The sequence below is a fragment of the Paenimyroides ummariense genome (assembly GCF_900115115.1).
Lineage (GTDB): Bacteria > Bacteroidota > Bacteroidia > Flavobacteriales > Flavobacteriaceae > Flavobacterium > Flavobacterium ummariense.
Map to the genome: position 1 here is coordinate 1 of NZ_FOVI01000036.1, position 22,484 is coordinate 22,484.

The window sequence follows — 22,484 nt, forward strand, 5'->3', positions numbered from 1 at the left end:
ACTACATAGTAATACGTTCCCGTTGGAAGTTTTTCGCCTTGGTTCACAATAGCATTGCCTTGCGCATAACCGCGGAATACGTTGCCGTTGCTGTCGTAACTGTGGGTTTCGTATACTTTGCGTCCCCAACGGTTGTAAATGGTTACGTTGTTGTTGGGAAACTGGTTGATGTTGTCGATGATGAAGTAATCGTTCATACCGTCACCATCAGGTGTTACACCGTTGTAGATCACTACTTCGCCAGGGTTCAGCAGTGGTTTTTTAACTGTTCCTAATGTGAAGATTCCGAATCCCTCTACATTTACCGGTGTGGTTACCGTTTGGTCGGCATGGTTTACCACTCCGCCTTCATCTACCCACAATTTCTGGTTATCGTCCCAGCGTACTACGTGCAGTAAGTCCGGATTGTCGGTAAAGCTTTTAGGTGTGGTGCGCGTATCCCATGAAAGGGTTACAATCACCGAATTATCGGTTTTTACGCTTTGGTTGATGATCCAGTATTCTTTATCGTCGATTGCCTGCAATACCCCCGTACGGCTTGCATGCGGGTATTTGCTGTTGGAATTTTCAAAAAGGTATTCCCCGGTGTAGATTTCTGATTCCTGTGCGGGTGCAGAGATGCCTGCAAAGCGGTAATATCCGCCGTCGCCCACAGGGTATTTAAAGCCTTCGTTGCCGTTTTTGGTAACTTCGCCGTTTACATGGCTGCGGTCTGAGGTGTTGATGTGCTTCGCGCCTTTTAAGAACACAAACGCGCCGCCCTGGGCTTTGTCCATTAATACCACTCCGTTCATTAAATTAACGGTACCGCCGTTGGCGATGTCGTTGGTTAAATGAAAACTGTGCTCTGCCCCGCTTTTGTTGAACAGTACATCGTAAAAGCTGCTTGGTGAAGTTCCTTCGATCTTCTGCATCTCGGGCATCAGCCCTTCAAATACCACATAGCCCGTGCGGCTGTTGGTGGTATAGCTAAACAAGCCTTCGTTATTGTAATGTCCGTAAAAGTGCATTGCACCATCGTTCAAAACATCACCCGTGGCTTCGTTCTTGAAATCGAAATACGTAGATACCTCCGTGCCAGGGTCTACTTTTAACAATCCCTGGTTTACTGTCTGATCTGCCTGCTGCGCATGAATGCCAAAGCACGCAAATACCAACATCAATGATATATAGTTTTTTTTCATAATCTTTAAAAAAGTATTTCTTAGAAAGCAAATTCCCCTATTTGCTTGTGATAACTTTTTAACCGTCAAAATTATAAATAATTTGACTTACAACCTATTCCAAATTTTCTTCTTAGAAGTTTAAAATTATATTTATTAAAAAAGCTTTTGCTTTTAATGCCCTTTAAACTATTTCCAAAAATAATAATAATAAAAAAAAGCGTGTATGTTTATGCGCATAATTAACACAAACATGTTATAACACCCCCTATGAAACCAATTACAATGTAGGTATCATGATTTCTATTTCAGCTCCTACTTCATTGTTTCTTATCTTTAGCAAGCCATTTATTTTTTCAATTCTTTTCTGCATAGATTTTATTCCTAACGACTTTTTACCAATAGTTTTTCTAAAACCAATTCCATCATCTTTCAAAGAGATATGGAGACTTTCCTGATCTTGATAAACCAATAAATCTACTTTTGAAGCTTGAGAGTGCTTAACGATATTTACGAAAGCTTCTTTTAAAACTCTGATTAATTCAAATCGTTTTTTTAGAGGTATATTTTGCAGAGCATCATCATCAATATCTAAATTAAAAGCATACTTTTTTGATGAAAATACCATGTTTCCCAATTGATGAATATGCTGTGAAAACAACTCCTCTTCGGGCAATTGTGCCAAATCGAACAAATTATGACTGGCAGACCGAATATGATTATATGCTTTTTCAATAGACTGGCTTATATCAAGCAATTTACTGCTATCAATACTGTTTCTACTTTCGGAAATAGCAACTTCCATATTGTTTTTTAATGCTGCCAGCGTACCTGCTAGATCGTCATGAAGATTATGAGCTATTTCCTCACGTTCTTCCTTCCTTATTCTCATTTCAAACTGCTCTACCTTAAACCTTTGTATAGACTGTTTTAATTGTAAGTTGTTGATCTGTTTTTTTAACTTAATTTCTTTTAAGTACATTGTTATAAGAAGTATTGTTAACACTATTACGCTGAAAAGCAGCAAATAATTTAATTCTAAATTACCTGTAAAAAAATCGTTCATATTTTGTAGCCAGGTATTGTTTTTAACTGAATTTGTGCCCATAAAACAATCATTTTATTTATTCTAATCTTCTATTAAACCCGTTTTCCTTACATAGGCTAAGAGTTCGGTTATTGTATTGGTATTTGTTTTCTTCATCATTTTTCTGCGATGTGACACCACCGTATGCTTACTTAAGAAAACCTTTTCAGCGGTTTCGTTCACTGAGAAACCTTTAGCAAAATAGCGGAGTATTTCAATCTCCCTTGCACTAAGCCATACTTCCTTTTCCTGCTTTAACTCTTTTAAGCACTGCGTAATAATAGGACAATAAAAAACTTTATTTTCATTGATAGACTTCATACATTCTAAAACCGTATCAAAACCACTGGCTTTAGATATAAACGCATTTGGTTGAAATGCCATGATGCTTCGCACTGCAACGGCATGTGTTACACTGCTGACCATAATTATCTTAACCTTTTTATTTATGCGATGGACATCGTTAATAATGTCTATTCCCAAATGATCCCCCAAATAATAATCTAAAAACAGATAAAGTTCTTTTCTTGAGTTTTTAATAAAATAATTAAGCCTCTTTTTAGAATCATTTAATACATGAACCTCATCAAACATTTCCAATTTTTCCAACAACGCAGCAAACGAATCTGCAAACAACGCATGATCATCTACCACTACAGCAACCCTATTCATATTTTTTCCTAATTAAAACAACATTGCATTATTTATTGCCCCAATACAAGTTAATAACGCATACTTTTTCCTAATAAATTATGCAAACAAAACTCTTTTTTCAAGAATTTAAAAGTTTGCTATTTATCTCTATTACAAATATAGAAACACCTCAAAAAAACATTTGTAGTACCATGAATATGCTAATTGTAGAATTTGTTCTACATCAACATGAAAAAAAGTTGCTAAAACACCACGATTTAAACACTGATAATTCATAATATTAATTTTACAAAACACTGTTTTTAGTGTCTTTAAAATAATTATTTCATAGCGTTTGTTAATTAAACATTTTGTTTATTTGCTTCAAATGAAATTAGTAAAGAAATAGAAAATCATATATCATTTTGTAAGAAAGAGCGGAGTAATTTCCGCTCTTTTTGTTTCTACAAAGTTTTAGGTTATTTTTACGTTGAAAAGAAAATTTTATGACAAAGAAGATCTGTATAAACGGCAACAACATATCCGATAAAGAAAGTCTGTACCAAGAAATAAACCGGGTTTTTATGGCTAAGGAAGAGTGGAAAATCGGTGAAAGTCTTGATGCCTTGAATGACCTTTTTTACGGTGGTTTCGGATTGATTTCTGGAAACGAACCTATTGAACTTACTTGGAAGAATTTCGATCATAACAAAGAATTGTTCGGCTATGATTTTACAATGGAATTCTATCAGGAAAAACTAAAGCAGCCAAAAGTATTTTCAACCAAAATAATACAGCAAAATATCAGAGCTCTTGAAAACGGTACAGGTTTAACCTATTTTGATATGATTCTTGAAATGATTGCCGATCATAAAAACATTACTTTAATTATAGAGTAACAATTACAATCTACAATTCTTTAGTTCGCATCATTTCCACATGTGGAATATCATCTTCTAAATATTCATCGGAAATTGTTTTAAAACCATGTTTGTTGTAAAATCCTTGTAAATGTGCCTGTGCCGATATGGTGATATTTCCGGTTTTATAAAGATTTTCTACTGCTTTTACAGCGTGTTCCATTAACGAATGCCCCAATTTTAAATCGCGATAGGCAAAATGCACCACTACCCTACCAATACTGCTTGTTGGGTATTTAATACCCGGTGCAAAAATGCGGGCGTAAGCAACTAAAACCTCATCATGCCACATTAAAATATGATGCGCCAATTGATCTTTTCCGTCAGTATCTAAATAAGCACAATTTTGTTCCACCACAAAAACCTCGTTTCGCAGGTTCAATATCTTATAAAGTTCAGATACGGTTAAATCGTCGAATTTTTTAATTTTAATGTTCATTAAAGTTTATGGTTTTTATAATTGCTTCTATTTCCAACAATTGGTCACGCTTGTTTTTAAACGGATTGTTAATGTATCCTTCAATAAACAAATAACGCTTGTAATAATCGTCGCGAATGGCATAACACACAAACGGTCCTTTTAAGTAATCGTTGGCGGTTTCCCAGCTTCCAATTATTTTATAAACCGGTAGTTCCTGCAGTTTTTCTTTTGTTATGCTTACATTTTTAGCAGGATCTGTAACAATATAACCAGAATCTTTAGCGGTATGTAAAAACTCTTTCCCAATGTAATTTCTTGCCTGTAACAGATGTTGTTCAATTGATCCGCTTTCGTTTTCAATTTCTGCTATCGAAAATTCATACAAAACCAGATTTAAACTGCCCGATGATAGATCCTTCTGATACCATAAAAAAGGAAATTCGTTTTTAACCTGTAAATGATACGCATCGGGAATTTTCAAGGTACAACCGAAATAATCTTTTAATTCATGCAGATCCTGAGTAGAATTTCTTACCACCTCATGCATCTGTTCGTTTAATTCAGACGATTTAAATACGGAAATAATAGAATCGGCACGTGTATTAAAAAGTTTCAGCAAATCGGTGGTATTGCGGGCACGTAGAAAAAAATAATTCTGCGGCGTGGCATTTACACTTTTTTGCAGCAGAAATTCGTGCACGGTATTGGTAGAAAACAGCACAATGTTGCGCGCATTTTTTGCACGTGTGGTAAATATTTTAGGATCGATCTGTACCAAATCAAACTGCGGTTCGGTATCGGTACTGCCGGCAACGGGCTGCGCCAATTTATGTCTGATACTGTCGCCCAATTTACCAATCCACAAACTGTCATCAATCACCAAAACAATTTCGTTGCGGTTGCCAAACGATTTGTTCAAATTAATAGTCGCAGTTTCAGATTTTTTTGTGCAGCCAATCATAAATCCTGCAATAATCAACAAATAAAAAACGGTATGCTTCATATTTTGTACCATAGATTACCGTAAAATTACGCAAACCCGAACGAATTATCCCTGCAATTGAAACATAATTGTAAATTAGAAGTCGGTTAGATTTTTTAAACCCGATATTTTCTGCTATTTTTAATAGTATTTTTGATAAAACTTTTGTGATGCAGATACTGGTTATTGAAGACGATAAAAGAATAAGCGACTTTTTAATTAAAGGGCTGGAAGAGAACGGATACATTGTTACGCTTTGTAAATCGGCAGAAGATGTTTTGAACGATTTTTTAAGCATACGGTTCGATCTGATTATCTGCGACATTATGCTGCCCGGAATTGACGGCATTCAGTTGGTACAAACCCTGCGCTTTAAAAATATTTTTACGCCGGTTTTAATGTTAAGTGCCTTGAATTCGGTTCAGGATAAAATTTCGGCGTTAGATTACGGTGCAGACGATTATATTACCAAACCTTTTCATTTTGATGAATTATTGTCGAGAATTAAAGCATTGACACGTAGAAATCAGCAAAAAGCACCTGAAAAAACTTCGAATATAAAAAGATATGATGAGCTGGAAATCGATCTGGATCAATACAAAGTTTTTGTAAACGGATCGGAAGTTGAACTTTCTCCGCGCGAATTTAAACTGCTGAATTATCTGGTTGAAAATGAGAACAAAACCGTTACCCGCGTACAAATTTTAAACGCAGTTTGGGGCATTACCTTTAACAATCATACAAACGTTGTTGATGTTTACATTTCGTACTTGCGCAATAAAATCGAAAAAAACAACAGTAAATATATTCATACGGTAAAAGGTGTTGGTTATATGTTTAAACTATAAGTTATGAAGTTAAAGCACCGTTTATCGTTATATTCTATTGTAATTTTCAGTATCATCATCGTGATTGTTTCTACGGCAGTTTACTTTTCGTTTTATAATCAAATGGAAAAGAAAGAACTGCAATCGCTGGAAAATAAAACACTTTTGGCGGCGGTTTATTATCTGGAACAAGACGAACTGCCTGCGTTAGAACACGAGAATATTAAAAGTCAGTTACTTAAAACCATTTCGCGCAAAAACATTGTGGTTTACGATGAATCAAACAAAAAATTCAGTGGCGATATGTATTTCGACAAGAATATTTCATCAACATTCATAGAAAGTGTCCGACAAAAAAGAAACGATTTTATTACCACCGAACTCTATTTTTACAACGGAATTTACTACAACGACAATCAAGGCGATTTCGTGGTAATTACCCGCGAACCCAAAAACGAATTTAATGACCAAATGCAATCGCTGCTTCATATTTTAATTTTGGTTTCGGTTGGCGGATTGATCTTTATCTACTTTTTTTCGCAGTATCTGGGTTATATCGCGTATCAACCCATTATTAAAATTATCGATCAAATTAAAGAGCGCGATACCAACAACTTTAACCAGCCACTTGCGTTGAACAAGCCGTATGCCGAAATTGAAGATCTGATAACGACCTATAACCATTTTATCGACAAAATTGGGCAGACATTTACTGTACAAAAGAATTTTATCGACTATGTATCGCATGAACTCCGCACGCCGATTACTGCCTTATTAGGAACATTAGAAGTTACCAACAATAAAAAACGAACGCTGGAAGAACACGAAAAAACAATCAATCAACTGAAACAATACACCAACGATTTACAGGAAACATTAGACCAAATGATGCTTTTATCGGGTGCTAAAACACGTTTTGAGTTTGAACCTGTGCGTATTGATGAAGTTGTTTGGCAGGTTATAGAAAATGCCGTTTTATACCACAATGCCACGATTGATGTTGATTTGCAGGTAACAAACGATGCACTTTTAACCGTGCAGGGCAACGAAAAAATGTTGGAACTGGCATTAAACAATCTGGTGGGCAATGCCATAAAATATTCGAACAACCAACTGATAAAAATCGTTTTTTACGAAGAAGACAACCGTTTATGTTTGTCGATTTCAGACCAAGGAATCGGTATTCCCGAAATCGATCTGCAACAGATAAAACAAAACTTTTACCGCGGTCACAATACCCAGCAGTTTCAGGGCAAAGGCATTGGTTTGTCTATAGCAAACATTATTCTAAACCTTCATAATATCAAGTTGCAATTATCGGCAAACCAACCAAAAGGAACAACGGTAAAATTGGTTTTCTAAATTTTAGAATAAATAATATTTTTTTTATTTTAACATTTTTGTATATGTTTGTTCTAAATTTTAATATAAACATTTATGAAAAAAGTATTAGCGCTCTTAATGAGCTGCTCGTTGTTACTTATTGGTTGTAAACACGACGACGTGTTAGAAAATGATCAATACCTAAGCCACGAAGAAACTGGCTAAAAGGAAAAAGGTTTGTGTTAACACAAACAGAGTTAGAAGCAAAATATTCAGGTAATAAAAGCCTGAATACTATTTTGCAGAAAGAATTTAAAACAGAAAGCGGTTTAATAAAAACCAATTCTGTGGACGAAGAAGCTGCATATGGTGTTTACATTGATTTAGATTATATAACTGTTTTTGAATCAGATCAAATACACACCATTACGTATCATGTAACATTAGAAGAACAGGAAGAAACTGATGAAATACAAGAGGTTTACAACTTAATGTATTTTTCTCATGACTATGAAACATATTATGTAACCTTGTTACGATACGATTTTAGCCAGATTTCTTTCCAAGAGTTTGTTATGAACCCAGATATTTACCGTGCGCAGCTGGCTTTTTTACCATTAAACGATATTGAAAATATTTACGAAAATATCAGGTATAGCTTTAGCAACGTAAATCAAGCAGCCGGGAAAACAGCTTACAACTATGAAATTGCTGTTGGCCTTCAAAGATTGGTGTACCAACCTTGTGCTGTTACAACAAATAACCCTGGAAAACTTTGTAAATATGAAGCTCATGAACATGGAGATGATAGATGTACAGTAAAAGGAGATGGCAGGGCAACACCTGGCTATACAACTATAGATACAAGACCCTGTTATGGAGCACCTGGCTCTGGCGCACCTGACGGTCACGGTGGTGGAGGTTCTGTTGGTTCACCAGGCGGTGGAGGCGGTGGAGGCTATACACCAGTAAGACCTAACCCAATCAATAGTAATCCTGTAAAAAGGATTGGAGATCTCTTTAAAGATGGTTTAGCTTTTTTTCAAATTAGTATTGGTAATACCGATAAAAATTTAAACGTACTAAAAGGTTTGTAGAAAACAATTTACCAACTTTACAAGATTTATATAGTAAAGCCAGCGACACGCAAGAACATGGTTATATGTTTACTAAACAAATGAAAAATGGTAAATATACGCCATTAGCAAACCAAGTACCATTACCTTTAAAAACGGGTTCAGTTTGGGCATTAAATATTGACGATTATGTTAAAATCGCTATTAACACTGGTTTTTTACATACCCATACCAATAAACATACGATAATATATAATGAATCTAATAAAGAAACAAAAGCAGACCCTATGTTTTCTCATAGTGATCTTCGTGCAATATTCAGGATAGGAAACGTAAAAAGTATGTCTAATAAAAAAGAATTATATGATTTATTTGTAGGTTTAATGACCAGCGAAAGCCTGTATATAGTTATGTTTCCTAATGATGCTACCAAAATTAACTTTCAAACGGTTAGTAATGGTACGCCGTTTTCTTTGTATATAAACAGTGATGAAAAATGGATAAAAATAGGAAGGGAATTGAGAGATGAATACAGTAAAATCAGCCCTTCCACCGCCGGGGATGCTGTAAAAGCCAAAATGTACGAAAAAGCTTTGTTAAAAGTTTTAAAAGACAATAATGTGCCTTTAAACTTTTACCGTTTAGATGCCAACAACGGGCAGTTTAACGGCACTTGGAAACTACTGGGGTTAGATGCTAGTGGAAATGTAACAGAAAATCAAGGATATTAAAAATAAAAAATCATGAAAAAATATATATTAATACTGTTTAGCTTTTTTACACTAAACAGTTTTTCACAGTTTACTGTAACTGATAAGTTCGATTATACTAACAATGTAGAAAGAAGAAGTAACGGTTATTATTATAAGGACGTAACCGGTTATTTTAACCAGTTTATAGGCACCTGGCAATACCAAAATGGCACTACCACTTATACCTTACAGTTAAAAAAACAAACGTTTATTGAGAGTTATCCTCATGTAAACAAATCATTTCAACAAGATGAATTAATAGGTGCGTTAAAAGTTGTTAAAAACGGGGTGTTAATATACAACGATTTACCCACTTTAAACCTAAGCCTTCCAGGAGCTGTTAACTATAAAATTTTCTCCACGGGGAGAGTAGAAAATTTTAATGATTGTTATATGTGTACCTACCCAAACCAACGTTTGCACTTGTGGTACTATGAGCCTAACAATGATAATTATGCTTATTCTAACTTAGGTTTTATGATACATACTTATACACAAAATGGTGTAGTTAAACTACGCATGGATTTTTCGGATCGAACTTCTCCAAGCGATTTTACAAACTTTAAAGACCCAGACTCTCCCCCAACAAAAACATCTTTGTTTATGGATTTTGGTATTTTTGATTTTGTAAAGGTTCCGTAATATAAAGCTCCTGAAAAAAGGAGCTTTTTAAACTACTTATAAAATCATGAAAAAATATATATTAATACTATTTAGCTTTTTTACGTTAAATAGCTTTGCGCAGTTTACAACCGTAGATATGTTTAATGTACCAAGTAATATTGGTGTTAGCGAAAACGGTTATTATTATAAAGATGTAAGCGGCTATTTTAACCAGTTTGTAGGTACCTGGCAATACCAAAATGGTACTACCACTTATACCTTACAGTTTAAAAAACAAACGTTTATTAAGAGTTATCCCCATGTAAATAAAACATATCAAAGAGATTATTTAATAGGCGCTTTAAAGGTTGTTAAAAACGGGGTGCTAATATACAACGATTTACCAACTTTGAACCTAAACCTTACCCATGCTGTTAAGTATAAAATTTTCTCGATGACAAGAGCAGAAAATTTCAGCAATTGTTATATGTGTACGTACCCAAACCAGCGTTTACACTTGTCGTACTCTGAGCCTAACAACGACAATTATGCTTTTGAGGATTTAGGTTTTATGATGCATACTTATACACAAAACGGTGTAGTTAAACTACGTGTGGATTTTTTGGATCAAACTTCTCCAAGCGATTATACAAACTTTAAAGACCCTGACTCTCCCCCAACAAAAACATCCATATTTATGGATTTTGGTATTTTTGATTTTGTAAAGGTTCCGTAATATAAAGCTCCTGAAAAAAGGAGCTTTTTAAACTACTTATAAAATCATGAAAAAATATATATTAATACTATTTAGCTTTTTTACGTTAAATAGCTTTGCGCAGTTTACAACTGTAGATTTATTTAACACACCAGTAAATATAGGTTATGGTCAAAATGGCTATTACTACAAAGATGTAACCGGATATTTTAATCAGTTTATAGGCACCTGGCAATACCAAAATGGTACTACCACTTATACCTTACAGTTTAAAAAACAAACGTTTCTTAAAAGTTATCCCCATGTAAATAAAACATATCAAAAAGATTATTTAATAGGCGCTTTAAAGGTGGTTAAAAACGGAGTGCTAATATACAACGATTTGCCTGCTTTGAACCAAACTTTTGCAGAGGCTGTCAACTATAAAATTTTCTCCACGGGGAGAGTAGAAAATTTTAATGATTGTTATATGTGTACCTATCCAAACCAGCGTTTGCATTTGTGGTACTATGAGCCTAACAATGATAATTATGCTTTTGAGGATTTAGGTTTTATGATACATACCTATACACAAAACGGTGTGGTTAAACTACGTATGGATTTTTTGGATCAAACTTCTCCAAGCGATTTTACAAACTTTAAAGACTCTAACTCTCCACCAACAAAAACATCATTGTTTATGGATTTTGGTATTTTTGATTTTGTAAAGGTTCCGTAATATAAAGCTCCTGAAAAAGGAGCTTTTTTAAACTACTTTAATTATGAAAAAAATTTATTCAATAGTACTAACTGCACTATGCTTTGTCGGTTATGCACAATCTGAAGACAGATTACTTCCAAATCATTTTATAGGATATACAAGCGATTTCCCTGATGGCGAAACATTTAATCTCAATCAAGAAGCGTTAGAGAAAAAATATTTAGAAGCTAAAAATTATAATTTGTATGCTTCTTTAAAAGAACAATTCTTTAACAGCAATAATGCAGATTCTGAAATTATACAATTAATCAGTATGGATTTAAATTCTATTGCTGTATATGAATCGCAAAAAATGCATACAATAACATATAAAGTAAGTATTGGTGAAGACGAATTAAATCAAGATGGCGAACCATTAGTGGTGTATAATCTAATGCATTTCTCAAAAGATTATCACACATATCAATTTACCTTGTTAAGATATGATTTTTCTAAAACTTCTTATGAAGACTATATAGCAAATCCACATGAAAGCGAAAATGTATTATCGTTTATTCCTTTATCGGATATTGGAAATATATACGAAAACATAGCTTATAGTTTTGCCAAAGAGCTATTGATAAATCCTGATTTACTTTCAAAAGATGCTCCATTTTACACTAAAATGATTGATTTTGGAAATTGCGCCACAGCGATTAATGTAGCAGGTGTTGCGTGCAAAACTTGCGGATTACATTTCTATGAAACGGCAGACAGAAAATATTGTCCGCACAAAGATCCTGAAGTAAGTCCAAAACCTGCATATACTTTTTTAGATTTATCTCCTTGTAAAGGAAAACTTGAAACAAAAGAAATAGATTTAGCTTCTTTTTAAAAATACAACCTGTTCTAATCGAGCAGGTTTTTTTATTGATAACCGATCTTTCTAATCTACTTCTAATTTTAAACACAATCTACCTTAATCTTCACTTTCTACTTTTGAGCTTCTAAAAGTATGTAGAAGTGAAAAGAATATATCTGTCCATAATTTTAATAGGGTTTACCACTTTTGTGAAAGCCCAAACCTATACCGTTGCCGATCTTGAACAGCAGTTTTTAGAGAAAAACTACGTTTTAATTGCCGGCAAGTACAACATTGCCAAAGCCGATGCCGAAATTGTGCAGGAAAAACTGTGGCCCAATCCTACCTTAAGTATTTCGGAAGTCAATCTGTGGAAAACTTATCAGATTGAAGAGCAACCTTTCCTTTTCGGGAATTACGGAAACAACCAGCAAATCTCCATAGAGTTAGAACAATTGGTAGAAACTGCAGGTAAACGCAAAAAAAGAGTCGCCATTAAACAGCTGGAGAAAAACAGTGCTATTTTCGATTTTGAAGAACTAATGCGCGGATTGAAGAAAGAACTCCGTCAGAATTATTATTCTTTAAACAGAATTCAAACCCAGGAAACGCTGTTGAACAGCATTGTAGATTTGTTTACACAGATGAACAGTCAGTACGAACGACAAGCTGCTCTGAAAAACATTCCAACAGCTGAATTTTACCGTATACAGACCGAGCTAATCGGTTTGCAAAAAGAAAAAATTGAGCTGGAAAAAGAGAAAACAGAAAGTTTGAACAAAATGCGATTGCTTACACAGAATGCTTCGTTAGATCTTTCTGATATCCGTTTTTCTGATCTTCCGTTTGTATCGAAAGAAATTCCGCTGAATATTAAAGATCAGGCAAAAGATAACAATATTGGCTTGCAACGTCAGTTGAACGAAACCAATAGGGCACAAAACCAGTTACAGTTAGAAAAAGCATTACGTGTGCCCGATCTTACTTTTCAGGTTAATTACGATCGTGGTGGTAACATTATGCGCGATTTTGTGGGCGTTGGTGTAAGTATCGATCTGCCTGTTTTCAATACCAACAAAGGTGCAATCAGGGCAGCAAAGCACAATATAGATCAACAACTAACGCAGCAACAGGTTTTAGAAACCGAACTAACAACTAACGTCAACGTTTTGCAAGAACAGTTGGTATTGATGGATCAATCGCTAAAAAATTGGTCGAATATTAATACAACCGAGCAGCAGCAAATGATTGAAAATTACAAAAAACATCTGCAAAACAAACAAATTACTTTAATAGAATTTATCGATTTTACACAAGCATACCGCGAAGCACAACAGGCGTATCTTGAATTATTGGAAAATTACCACCATACCGTTGAAGAACTACAATACATAACGGGCAAAGATTTTTAACATGATGAAAAAAAACAGCTTACTAATTTTATTGTCGGGCTTACTTTTAACGGCCTGCCAAACAAAAACCGAAACAGCAGAAAACAAGTCTGAAACCAAAGAGGCGTTCTGTTTAAGTGATCAGCTTAAAAAAACCACCAAAATGGCAGCGATTACCGAACAACCTATAAGCGAACAACTGGCGTTATCGGGCAAGATCGAATACAACGAAAACGATTTGGTTGCCTTTAAAAGTCTGCTACAGGGAATCATTGAAAAAGTACATTTTGAATTGGGCGATTATGTAAAACAAGGTCAGGTTTTGGGTATGGTAAAATCGAACGAAATACAAGATCTGGTGCAACAGAAAAGATATCAGGAAAATCAAATTGCGCTTTACAAAAAACAATTGCAAAGCAAACAGGAACTGTTGAACGACGGAATGGCATCGCAACCCGAAGTTTCGGAAATAGAATTTGCTTTAAGTGCAGCAAGAATCGAAGCCGACAAAATCAACGCATCGTTAAAAATGTTTAGATCAGCAGGTAACGGATACTTCCAAATTTTGGCACCCAAAAACGGATACATCGTTCAAAAAAACATGAGCACGGGTCAGTCTATTACCGACGATGATACCGACGCGCTTTTTTCTATATCAAACCTAAAAGAAGTTTGGGTAATGGTAAATATTTACGCAAACAATTTAAAATACATTCAAAAAAATGATGTGGTTAAAGTTCGCACAGTTGCTTATCCAGACAAGGTTTATCCGGGAAAAATTGATAAAATCTACAATGTTTTCGACGATAACGAACACGTAATTAAAGCTCGGGTTGTGTTGGAAAATCACGATTTAAACCTGATGCCCGGTTTAAGTGCCGATATCATTATTGATAAAAACAATACTCAAGGCAGTGCGTTTGCCATACCTAATGCAGCCAAGGTTTTTAGCAACAACAAAGAATATGTGGTGGTTTACAAAAACAACTGCTCAATGAGCGTTCGACAGATAAATCCTGTGGGTAGTAACGAAGAATACACGTTTGTAAACGAAAAATTTGCAGCAGACGAAAAAGTTATTACCACCAACGCACTCATCATTTTTGAACAAATAAACCAATAGCAGTCATGCAAAAATTTGTACAGAACATTGTAACCTTTTCCCTGCGAAACACCACCTTTGTGCTTTTTGGCGTATTGGCGTTGCTTTTTGGGGGAATTTACGCCTTAAAACACACGCCCATTGAAGCATTTCCAGACGTTACAAATACCCGTGCCCGAATTATTACGCAATGGCCGGGACGTAGTGCCGAAGAAATGGAAAAACTGGTTACGCTGCCTATTTCAAAGGTAATGAACAGCATTCCGCATAAATCTAATATCCGCTCTATTTCGCTTTTCGGACTTTCGGTTGTTACCGTTCAGTTCGAGGACGGAGCCGATGATTTTTACGCACAACAATATGTGTCGAACAAACTTGCCGGAGTAGATTTGCCCGAAGGTGCCGATGCCGAAATTGAACCGCCGTCTGGTGCTACTGGCGAAATTTTTCGTTATGTGATTAAGAGCGATTTACCGCTGAAAGAAGTTACCGCCATTCAAGATTGGGTAATAGAACGCGAACTGCTTTCGGTTTCGGGAGTTGCCGATGTGGTGAGTTTTGGTGGCGAAGAAAAAACCTACGAAATTAAGATCAACCCTACTGAACTGAAGAATTTTGATTTGTCGCCGTTAGATGTTTACGAAGCGGTTTCAAAATCGAATGTGAACGTTGGGGGCGATGTTATTGAACAGGGAAATCAGGCGTATGTGGTGCGCGGTGTAGGTTTGCTGGATAAGATTGAAGACATTGGAAACATTACCATTAAATTGAACGGATCAACTCCTGTGTTGATTAAAAATGTTGCCGATGTGGTGGTATCGCACAAACCACGATTGGGACAGGTTGGATACAACGATAAAGACGATCTGGTTGAAGGAATCGTAATTATGCTTCGTGGAGAAAATCCGTCGGAAGTGATTGATAATTTAAAGGAAAAAATTACCGAATTAAACGAACGTACCCTGCCAGACAATGTGAAAATTGAAACGGTGGTAGATCGTACAAAATTAGTTGACAATACCGTAAAAACCGTATCAAAAAATCTGGTTGAAGGCGTGCTTTTGGTATCGTTAATCGTTTTCATATTTCTTTACAATTGGAAATCAACGGTAATTGTAGCATCGGTAATTCCGCTGTCGTTTCTGTTTGCCATCATCATGCTGAAAATACAAGGACTGCCCGCCAACCTCATCTCCATGGGCTCGCTCGATTTTGGACTGTTGCTCGAAGGAACCCTCGTAATCGTTGAAACCGTATTCGTTGCCCTCGCCACGATGTCGCATAAAGTGGGTGCTGAACGTTTTGCAAAAATGAGCAAAATGGGGATCATTAAAAAAAGTGCAGGAAGCGTGGCATCGTACATCTTTTTTGCACTGATTATATTGATTGTAGCATTATTACCAATTTTCTCGTTTCAGAAAGTGGAAGGTAAGATGTTTACTCCGCTGGCATTTACACTGGGTTACGCGTTGTTAGGTTCATTAATTTTAAGTTTAACCTATGTACCGGCAATGTGTAAGTTGCTGTTTACAAAAAACATTGAAGAGAAGGAAAATTTTATCACAAGGTTCTTCCAAAAAACCATTTTCGGACTTTATGCAACGGCGTTCAAATTCAAAAAAGCAACCATTATTATCTTTTTGGCGATTTTGGGAATCTGTATGTTTAAGTTTATGAATTACGGATCGGAGTTTTTGCCGAAACTGAACGAAGGAGCCATTTACATTCGTGCCACATTGCCAAACAGTGTGAATTTAAAGGAATCGACCCGACTTACAAAGGAAATGAAACAGCTGATGCAGAAAGATTGTGAAGAAATTGATTTTATATTGACACAAACCGGCAGACCGAACGATGGTACCGATCCTACAGGATTTTTCAACATAGAATTCAACATTCAATTGAAAGATGCAGCAGATTGGAAACGAAATGTTTCAAAAGAAGATATTATTCAGGAACTTCGAACCAAACTAAGCCATTATCCGGGTATCACTTTTGGTTTCAGTCAGCCAATTCAGGATAACGTAGAAGAATATGTAGCCGGCGTGAAAAGTTCGCTGGTGATTAAAATTTTTGGCGATGATTTGTACGATCTCGAAAAATATGCCAATAAAGTTGCTGCATCTATTTCAAAAGTAAACGGCGTTACCGACATTAATGTTTATAAAAACATTGGTTTACCGGAACTGCGCATTCAACTGCACGATTCTAAAATGGCTCGATACGGCATTCAAACCGCCGATGTTCAGGCTGTAATTGAAATGACGATTGGCGGACAGGCAGCTACCAAGTTTTATGAAGGCGACCGCAAGTTTGATGTGATTCTGCGTTTTCAGGAAGCTTACAGAGATTCGCCCGAAAAAATCGCGAATATCTTAATTCCTACAAGCAATGGGCACAACATTCCGTTACAGGAAATCGCTACAATTGACTATAAAACCGGTCCGGCGTTTATTTACCGTGAAGGTAATAGTCGATATATCGGAATCGGTTTTAGTATTGAAGGTCGAGATCTAGGCAGTACTATTGCCGAAGCTAAGCAGGTTGTGGCGAAAGAAGTTAAACTGCCTAAAGAAAATTATACCGAATGGGCGGGCGAATTTGAAAGTAAAGAACGTGCTACCAAGCAGTTGGCATTGGTTGTTCCGGTTTCGTTAGTGTTGATTTTACTGTTACTTTATACCAATTTCGGCAACATGAAAGATACCGCCATTGCATCGTTAACATTGCCTTTTGCATTTATTGGTGGATTTATCTCGCTTTGGCTTACGGGAACGGTTTTTGGAATATCGGCAGGTATCGGTTTCATTATTCTGTTTGGTGTAGCAACGATTGACGGCATAGTTTTGATAGGCGTTATAACCGATAATCTGAAACACAAAATGAAATTGAAAGAAGCAATTGCAAGCGGTGTTAAAAGCAGAATTCGACCAGTTGTCATGATTGCCTTAATGGGATCAATGGGATTATTGCCCGCAGCGCTATCAACCGGAATGGGATCAGAAATACAGAAACCACTCGCAATTATGATTGTAGGTGGATTGATTGTGTGTTTAATTTTATCATTCTCGATTTTACCCGTTGTATTTTATTATGCTTACAGAAAGCAAAGAGAATAAAAAATTTAAATAGATGAAAGAACATAGACGAAAGATAAAAGACATATGCTTAAGTTTTAATCTTCAAAATCAATAAAAACAAAACACCTTAATTATTAAAGTTCTAATAACCTTTTCGTTACGCAATTCAAAAAAGCAGTATGTAATTTAGTACTGCATTAAATAATAAAAGTTAATTATTAACGTAACGAGAGGGGTGTTTTTCTATCTGCTAAAGCAAGTTGTAACGACTTGCTTTTTCTTTTTTGCAAAGAAATTGTATTTTTGCAAAAATTTTTTAATCATGAAAAAACTAACACTTATCGCCTTATTGGCGTTTTTTGGAACTGCAAATGCTCAAACCGAAACAGCAACCACATTCCCAACCGCTAAAGGAAATTGGATTATTGGAGGCTCGACCAATTTAGGATTCAACAGCAATAAAGTAACTCAAAAGTCAGGAGACTATTCTGTAGACGGACAAAAAACCACTACTTTTAATGTAACACCTACTGTAGGTTATTTTGTTATTGACAATTTGGCTGTAGGATTGAATTTAGGTTATGAAGTTCAGAAACAGGATGCTTCTTACGATTTCAATCAAACAGCAAAAGTAACCAATACTGTTTTTTCGGTTATTCCTTCTGTAACCTATTTTATTGAAGCCGATTCTAAAGCTTTTCCTTACATAAGTGCAGGAGCCGGATATGCAGCAATAAAAACGAAAGTAGCATCTACCGAAACACAAAATGATAACTTTTTTGTTTGGGGTGGAAAAGCAGGACTAGCTTACTTTATAACGCCAAGTATTGCAATTGATTTGGGATTGAATTACCAACAGCTTTCAACTAAATATGAAGACACTTTTAGTACAACGGAAAATAAAATAATTTTCAAAACGCTTGGAGCTTCTATCGGATTCAATTTTGTACTATAATCGGAAAGGCTCGACAAATGTCGAGCCTTTTTATATTTCAAGATATATTATTTAATTCAGAATAGCTGCAATACCAGGTAATGTTTGTCCTTCAAGCATTTCCAACATAGCACCACCACCGGTTGAAACGTAGCTTACTTTATCATCTAAACCAAATTGTTTTACGGCTGCTACAGAATCTCCTCCACCTACTAACGAGAATGTTCCGGCTTCGGTTGCGTCGGCAATAAAATTACCTAAAGTGATTGTTCCTGCGGCAAATTTTTCCATTTCAAAAACGCCCAAAGGTCCGTTCCATAAAATAATTTTAGAATCCATAATTACTTTGTTGAATTGTTCCAAAGTTTTTGGACCAACATCCAACCCTTGCCATCCGTCAGGAATGTCGTTTGAAGCAACAATTTGTGTATTTGCATCGTTAGAAAATGCATCTGCAGCCATTACATCAACCGGAATATGAATCTGTACGTTTTTAGCTTTTGCTTTTGCTAAAATCTCTAATGCCAATTCCATTTTATCGTCTTCAACAAGCGAACTACCAATCTTTCCGCCTTGTGCTTTTATGAAGGTAAACATCATTCCACCACCAATAATCATGTGATCTACCTTATCTAAAATATTTTCGATAATGGTTATTTTAGATGATACTTTTGATCCGCCTAAAACCGCCGTAACAGGTTTATCGGTTGAATTCAAAACTTTATCAATGCTCTCGATTTCTTTAGCCAACAACGTTCCAAAACATTTATCGTTCGGGAAAAACTTCGCAACAATGGTGGTTGAAGCATGTGCACGGTGCGCTGTTCCAAAAGCATCATTCACATACACATCTCCTAATTTCGATAATTTTTCAGCAAAAGCTTCGTCACCCGCTTCTTCTTCTTTATAAAAACGCAGATTTTCCAATAAAATCACATCGCCTTCTTTTGCATCGGCAACAACTTTTTCAACATCAGCACCAACAGAATCGTTTACAAAAGTTACTTTTCTGCCTAAAACCTCTTCTACTTTCGATACAATGTGCTTTAAAGAAAATTTATCTTCCGGTCCGTTTTTTGGTCTGCCCAAATGCGACATCAATATTGCCACACCACCATCGTTCACAATTTTATCAATTGTTGGTTTTGCAGCCACAATGCGGTTATCATCGGTTACCTGAAACTGCTCGTTCAAAGGCACGTTAAAATCTACGCGGATAATGGCTTTTTTGTTACTGAAATTAAAATCGTTTATTGTTTTCATTGCTTTTTTATGTAGTTGAATTGTTTGTAAAGCGCAAATATACAATTTTGTATTTTGTTTGTTTATACAGAATTACAAGGTTTCATAAAAATAAATTACATTTATATTTGTTAGCAAATCCACGTTTAAAAAAGCTATTTTTGCAGTATGAAATTTTCAGATATCGTAGGTCAAAACCACTTAAAAAACCATTTGGTAAACAGCGTTCAGAAAGGCAGAATTCCGCATGCCCAATTGTTTATTGGACCGGAAGGAAGCGGTACGTTGTCTATGGCGCTGGCGTACGCCCAATACATTATCTGCAACAATAAAGGCAGTGAAAACGAAGGCGGATCTGCTGCCTGCAATTTAAAGTTCGATCATTTGCAACATCCCGATCTACATTTTGTGTATCCGGTGGCTACTACAGACAGCATTAAATCGAATCCTGTAAGTGATGATTTTATGAGTTCTTGGATCGATTTTTTAAAGGAAACTCCATATGGATCTGTTAACGATTGGTACGAAGCGATCGGAATTCAGAAAAAGCAGGGAAACATTTCGGTTCACGAGGCAGCAAGCATCCTTAAAAAACTTATTTTAAAGCCGTTTGAAGGCGGTTATAAGGTAATGATTATCTGGATGGCAGAAAAGATGAATACCGAAGCCGCAAACAAGCTTTTGAAGCTATTGGAAGAACCGACCGATAAAACTGTTTTTATTTTGATTGCTGAAGATGAAAAAGCAATTTTGCAAACCATATTGTCGCGTTGCCAGATTTTACATTTTAATGCTTTAAACGAGCAGGAAATTGTTCAGGGATTGATTGAAAAAGAAAACTGTGATGAAGTTGATGCCTACAGCATTGCCAAACAGGCTCAGGGAAATTATAACAAAGCATTAAAACTGCTTTATAATATTACTAACGAATATCCGTTTGATGAATGGTTTGTTACTTGGGTTCGTGCGGCGTTTCGTGCCAATAAAAACGCACGTGTTGTAAGCGATTTAATTAAATGGAGCGATGAAATAGCGTCTATTGGTCGAGAAAAACAAAAACTTTTTTTGAATCATTGTATGGAATTGTTTCGCCAGGCTTTACTGTTGAATTACAGCACTGCCGAATTGGTTTATATGGAACCAAAAGTTGAAAATTTTAAACTGAAGAATTTTGCGCCTTTTGTAAACGAACACAATATTTTAGAGATTTATCAGGAAATTGAAGATGCCACCTATCACATAGAGCGAAACGGAAACGCCAAAATGATCTTTACCGATTTATCTATTAAGCTGACGAGGTTGATTCATAAGAAATAAAAAAATCATAAAAAACACAAATTATTCTTTGTTATATTTTGAACTTCAAAAATAATTTATACATTTGTAGCTCATAAGTGTTTTTTTTGGTTATAGAAAAGCATCTGTCTTCATTGACAGGTGCTTTTCTTTTTTTTATGCCATTGCAGAATTATTAAAATTTACTCTCTTTTTCCACGCACTTACTGTGTTACGGCTTAAATTGAATTTACGTGCCGTTTCAATATTGCTTAAATTGTTTTCCTGCTGATATTTTAAAACCTTTGTTATTGTAGATGGATCGTACGATTTATGCTTATTTTCTTTGTTTTCAGTACCAAAAATTATTTTGTTCAGACTTAAAACATCGTAGAAATCATTAATTTCTTTTTCTGATACAATGGTATGCAGTTCTGTTTTTTCAGGAAATTTTATATCTAAAATATCTTGAAATATCTTTTTGTAATTAATGCTCATTATTTATTATATTTTTTAATCCAATTATGTAATGTAGTTTTAGGAATACCGTACAGTTCGGTAATCTCGGCTTGTGTTTTTGTTTTGTTTTGAATTAATTCCAACACAAAATCAATAATCTCTTTTGTATAGATACTTTTACGAAACACCGGAATATCACTATCGGGCTTTCTATTTGTTTGCTGATTGTTGTTTGTAGGTGCATAAAAAAGCAGATGCTGTGAGTACACCCTGAACAAATCGTATTTTATCACTTTACTTAATTTTAGCAGCAGTTCACTGTCTAAACTTTTAGAATGATATATTTTAGTCAGTTCTGTTTCCGAAATTTCCAAATAGCTGCATATTTTATAGGGATCTAATTGATCCTCTTTCACTATTTTTCTGATTAATTCACCTATATGTATTTCTTTAAAATTCATAACTAAAAAAAATAAAACTATTACTGTAGCTACCTATAAAGTCATAATTTATTAATTGATAAAGCGAGGAATAAAAATCCCTCGCTCTAACTTAACAACAATAACTATTTCCTTTTTTCAACTCCCTACTTACTCATAATAGAATTCTCTATCTATTGTTTCTCTGACTTTCTTGATTAAATATCAAAGACCGTATTTACTTTTGACTCTGTTTGCCCTAACAGAATTTTAGTTGAACAATTATTTTAAAATTCTATGATACAAAGTTAACACGTCACAAAAAAACATTGTGTAGTACTTATTTTGTAGTGTTTGTAGAATTTGTTCTACACAGGTTTTAACAAAAAAGCAGGGAGTATATTCCCTGCTTTTGTTGTATAAATGCTAATTTATCTTTTAATCCTACATCTCCAGAATAATAAACTCAGATCTGCGGTTTGCCTGGTGTGCTTCTTCGCTACACTTCACGCCGTCTGCACATTCGTTTATTAACTGAC

Annotated in this window: 22 protein-coding genes; 14 read left to right on the plus strand and 8 right to left on the minus strand. The window is 35.3% G+C overall.

Annotation, left to right across the window (positions count from 1 at the left end):
• From BM253_RS15725 to BM253_RS15735, 3 genes are all read right to left on the minus strand, one after another.
• Window positions 1–1,184, minus strand: a 1,184-nt coding sequence (locus BM253_RS15725) for a T9SS type B sorting domain-containing protein (RefSeq protein WP_091526204.1), incomplete at its 3' end; no start/stop codon positions are given.
• 259 nt (window positions 1,185–1,443) lie between these two features.
• Window positions 1,444–2,271 (minus strand): sensor histidine kinase, encoded by an 828-nt coding sequence (locus tag BM253_RS15730; RefSeq protein ID WP_091526206.1) that lies wholly within the window; start codon window positions 2,269–2,271, stop codon window positions 1,444–1,446.
• Window positions 2,272–2,292: 21 nt separating this feature from the next.
• Window positions 2,293–2,922: a LuxR C-terminal-related transcriptional regulator gene (locus BM253_RS15735; protein ID WP_091526208.1), complete on the minus strand. Its 630-nt coding sequence runs from the start codon at window positions 2,920–2,922 to the stop codon at window positions 2,293–2,295.
• 467 nt (window positions 2,923–3,389) lie between these two features.
• On the opposite strand from BM253_RS15735, the gene BM253_RS15745 reads away from it, so the two are divergent.
• Window positions 3,390–3,782 carry a barstar family protein gene (locus BM253_RS15745; protein ID WP_091526211.1) on the plus strand — a complete coding sequence of 131 codons (393 nt, stop codon included), beginning with the start codon at window positions 3,390–3,392 and terminating at the stop codon, window positions 3,780–3,782.
• A 10-nt stretch (window positions 3,783–3,792) separates the two neighbouring features.
• Here BM253_RS15745 and BM253_RS15750 read toward each other — a convergent pair whose 3' ends face one another.
• Complete coding sequence (locus BM253_RS15750; protein ID WP_091526213.1) at window positions 3,793–4,242, minus strand: GNAT family N-acetyltransferase; 450 nt, start codon at window positions 4,240–4,242, stop codon at window positions 3,793–3,795.
• Window positions 4,232–5,227, minus strand: a complete 996-nt coding sequence (locus tag BM253_RS15755; protein WP_177205809.1) for a DUF4837 family protein — start codon at window positions 5,225–5,227, stop codon at window positions 4,232–4,234. Before BM253_RS15755 ends, BM253_RS15750 begins: the two co-directional genes overlap by 11 nt.
• Before the next feature lie 149 nt (window positions 5,228–5,376).
• Here BM253_RS15755 and BM253_RS15760 point away from each other — a divergent pair, with 149 nt between their 5' ends.
• The 12 genes from BM253_RS15760 (at window position 5,377) to BM253_RS15815 (ending at window position 18,571) form a co-directional block, all read left to right on the plus strand.
• Window positions 5,377–6,054 (plus strand): response regulator transcription factor, encoded by a 678-nt coding sequence (locus BM253_RS15760; protein ID WP_091526217.1) that lies wholly within the window; start codon window positions 5,377–5,379, stop codon window positions 6,052–6,054.
• A 3-nt stretch (window positions 6,055–6,057) separates the two neighbouring features.
• Window positions 6,058–7,395, plus strand: coding sequence for a sensor histidine kinase (locus BM253_RS15765; RefSeq protein WP_245758516.1), 1,338 nt, complete (start codon window positions 6,058–6,060; stop codon window positions 7,393–7,395).
• A 200-nt stretch (window positions 7,396–7,595) separates the two neighbouring features.
• The gene (locus BM253_RS15770) at window positions 7,596–8,453 is read left to right on the plus strand and encodes a hypothetical protein (RefSeq protein WP_091526219.1); all 858 of its coding nucleotides are present in this window, start codon (window positions 7,596–7,598) and stop codon (window positions 8,451–8,453) included.
• A gap of 80 nt (window positions 8,454–8,533) precedes the next feature.
• Complete coding sequence (locus BM253_RS15775) at window positions 8,534–9,163, plus strand: hypothetical protein (RefSeq protein WP_091526222.1); 630 nt, start codon at window positions 8,534–8,536, stop codon at window positions 9,161–9,163.
• 12 nt (window positions 9,164–9,175) lie between these two features.
• Window positions 9,176–9,826, plus strand: coding sequence for a DUF6705 family protein (locus tag BM253_RS15780; protein WP_091526224.1), 651 nt, complete (start codon window positions 9,176–9,178; stop codon window positions 9,824–9,826).
• 46 nt (window positions 9,827–9,872) lie between these two features.
• On the plus strand, window positions 9,873–10,523 hold the full coding sequence (locus BM253_RS15785; protein WP_143095690.1) for a DUF6705 family protein: 651 nt from the start codon (window positions 9,873–9,875) through the stop codon (window positions 10,521–10,523).
• A 46-nt stretch (window positions 10,524–10,569) separates the two neighbouring features.
• Window positions 10,570–11,220, plus strand: a complete 651-nt coding sequence (locus BM253_RS15790) for a DUF6705 family protein (protein ID WP_091526226.1) — start codon at window positions 10,570–10,572, stop codon at window positions 11,218–11,220.
• 43 nt (window positions 11,221–11,263) lie between these two features.
• Complete coding sequence (locus tag BM253_RS15795) at window positions 11,264–12,076, plus strand: hypothetical protein (RefSeq protein ID WP_091526229.1); 813 nt, start codon at window positions 11,264–11,266, stop codon at window positions 12,074–12,076.
• 128 nt (window positions 12,077–12,204) lie between these two features.
• Window positions 12,205–13,455 (plus strand): TolC family protein, encoded by a 1,251-nt coding sequence (locus tag BM253_RS15800; RefSeq protein WP_091526231.1) that lies wholly within the window; start codon window positions 12,205–12,207, stop codon window positions 13,453–13,455.
• A 1-nt stretch (window position 13,456) separates the two neighbouring features.
• A complete protein-coding gene (locus BM253_RS15805; RefSeq protein WP_091526233.1) occupies window positions 13,457–14,557 on the plus strand; it encodes an efflux RND transporter periplasmic adaptor subunit in 1,101 nt (366 codons plus the stop codon).
• Window positions 14,558–14,562: 5 nt separating this feature from the next.
• Window positions 14,563–17,655: an efflux RND transporter permease subunit gene (locus BM253_RS15810; RefSeq protein ID WP_091526235.1), complete on the plus strand. Its 3,093-nt coding sequence runs from the start codon at window positions 14,563–14,565 to the stop codon at window positions 17,653–17,655.
• A 283-nt stretch (window positions 17,656–17,938) separates the two neighbouring features.
• Entirely contained in the window at window positions 17,939–18,571 is a 633-nt protein-coding gene (locus tag BM253_RS15815; protein ID WP_091526237.1) for an outer membrane protein, read from the plus strand.
• Window positions 18,572–18,622: 51 nt separating this feature from the next.
• Here BM253_RS15815 and BM253_RS15820 read toward each other — a convergent pair whose 3' ends face one another.
• The gene (locus BM253_RS15820; protein ID WP_091526238.1) at window positions 18,623–19,813 is read right to left on the minus strand and encodes a phosphoglycerate kinase; all 1,191 of its coding nucleotides are present in this window, start codon (window positions 19,811–19,813) and stop codon (window positions 18,623–18,625) included.
• A gap of 147 nt (window positions 19,814–19,960) precedes the next feature.
• Between BM253_RS15820 and BM253_RS15825 the strand changes: the two genes are divergently transcribed.
• Window positions 19,961–21,109 (plus strand): DNA polymerase III subunit, encoded by a 1,149-nt coding sequence (locus BM253_RS15825; protein WP_091526241.1) that lies wholly within the window; start codon window positions 19,961–19,963, stop codon window positions 21,107–21,109.
• Window positions 21,110–21,244: 135 nt separating this feature from the next.
• Here the strand turns inward: BM253_RS15825 and BM253_RS15830 are convergent, their stop codons facing one another.
• Both BM253_RS15830 and BM253_RS15835 read right to left on the minus strand, forming a co-directional pair.
• Window positions 21,245–21,565 carry a helix-turn-helix domain-containing protein gene (locus BM253_RS15830; protein ID WP_091526242.1) on the minus strand — a complete coding sequence of 107 codons (321 nt, stop codon included), beginning with the start codon at window positions 21,563–21,565 and terminating at the stop codon, window positions 21,245–21,247.
• Window positions 21,565–21,987, minus strand: coding sequence for a transposase (locus BM253_RS15835; RefSeq protein ID WP_091526243.1), 423 nt, complete (start codon window positions 21,985–21,987; stop codon window positions 21,565–21,567). The genes BM253_RS15830 and BM253_RS15835 overlap by 1 nt, the downstream gene beginning before the upstream one ends.
• Between the last annotated feature and the right edge of the window lie 497 nt (window positions 21,988–22,484).

Bases quoted from the DNA above. Each gene is read 5' to 3' on its own strand.
- BM253_RS15820 (WP_091526238.1), bottom strand. From the start codon at position 19,813: ATGAAAACAATAAACGATTTTAATTTCAGTAACAAAAAAGCCATTATC.
- BM253_RS15750 (WP_091526213.1), bottom strand. From the start codon at position 4,242: ATGAACATTAAAATTAAAAAATTCGACGATTTAACCGTATCTGAACTT.
- BM253_RS15825 (WP_091526241.1), top strand. From the start codon at position 19,961: ATGAAATTTTCAGATATCGTAGGTCAAAACCACTTAAAAAACCATTTG.
- BM253_RS15765 (WP_245758516.1), top strand. From the start codon at position 6,058: ATGAAGTTAAAGCACCGTTTATCGTTATATTCTATTGTAATTTTCAGT.
- BM253_RS15810 (WP_091526235.1), top strand. From the start codon at position 14,563: ATGCAAAAATTTGTACAGAACATTGTAACCTTTTCCCTGCGAAACACC.
- BM253_RS15830 (WP_091526242.1), bottom strand. From the start codon at position 21,565: ATGAGCATTAATTACAAAAAGATATTTCAAGATATTTTAGATATAAAA.
- BM253_RS15775 (WP_091526222.1), top strand. From the start codon at position 8,534: ATGAAAAATGGTAAATATACGCCATTAGCAAACCAAGTACCATTACCT.
- BM253_RS15755 (WP_177205809.1), bottom strand. From the start codon at position 5,227: ATGAAGCATACCGTTTTTTATTTGTTGATTATTGCAGGATTTATGATT.
- BM253_RS15805 (WP_091526233.1), top strand. From the start codon at position 13,457: ATGATGAAAAAAAACAGCTTACTAATTTTATTGTCGGGCTTACTTTTA.
- BM253_RS15780 (WP_091526224.1), top strand. From the start codon at position 9,176: ATGAAAAAATATATATTAATACTGTTTAGCTTTTTTACACTAAACAGT.
- BM253_RS15735 (WP_091526208.1), bottom strand. From the start codon at position 2,922: ATGAATAGGGTTGCTGTAGTGGTAGATGATCATGCGTTGTTTGCAGAT.
- BM253_RS15815 (WP_091526237.1), top strand. From the start codon at position 17,939: ATGAAAAAACTAACACTTATCGCCTTATTGGCGTTTTTTGGAACTGCA.
- BM253_RS15835 (WP_091526243.1), bottom strand. From the start codon at position 21,987: ATGAATTTTAAAGAAATACATATAGGTGAATTAATCAGAAAAATAGTG.
- BM253_RS15795 (WP_091526229.1), top strand. From the start codon at position 11,264: ATGAAAAAAATTTATTCAATAGTACTAACTGCACTATGCTTTGTCGGT.
- BM253_RS15730 (WP_091526206.1), bottom strand. From the start codon at position 2,271: ATGGGCACAAATTCAGTTAAAAACAATACCTGGCTACAAAATATGAAC.
- BM253_RS15745 (WP_091526211.1), top strand. From the start codon at position 3,390: ATGACAAAGAAGATCTGTATAAACGGCAACAACATATCCGATAAAGAA.
- BM253_RS15790 (WP_091526226.1), top strand. From the start codon at position 10,570: ATGAAAAAATATATATTAATACTATTTAGCTTTTTTACGTTAAATAGC.
- BM253_RS15760 (WP_091526217.1), top strand. From the start codon at position 5,377: ATGCAGATACTGGTTATTGAAGACGATAAAAGAATAAGCGACTTTTTA.
- BM253_RS15785 (WP_143095690.1), top strand. From the start codon at position 9,873: ATGAAAAAATATATATTAATACTATTTAGCTTTTTTACGTTAAATAGC.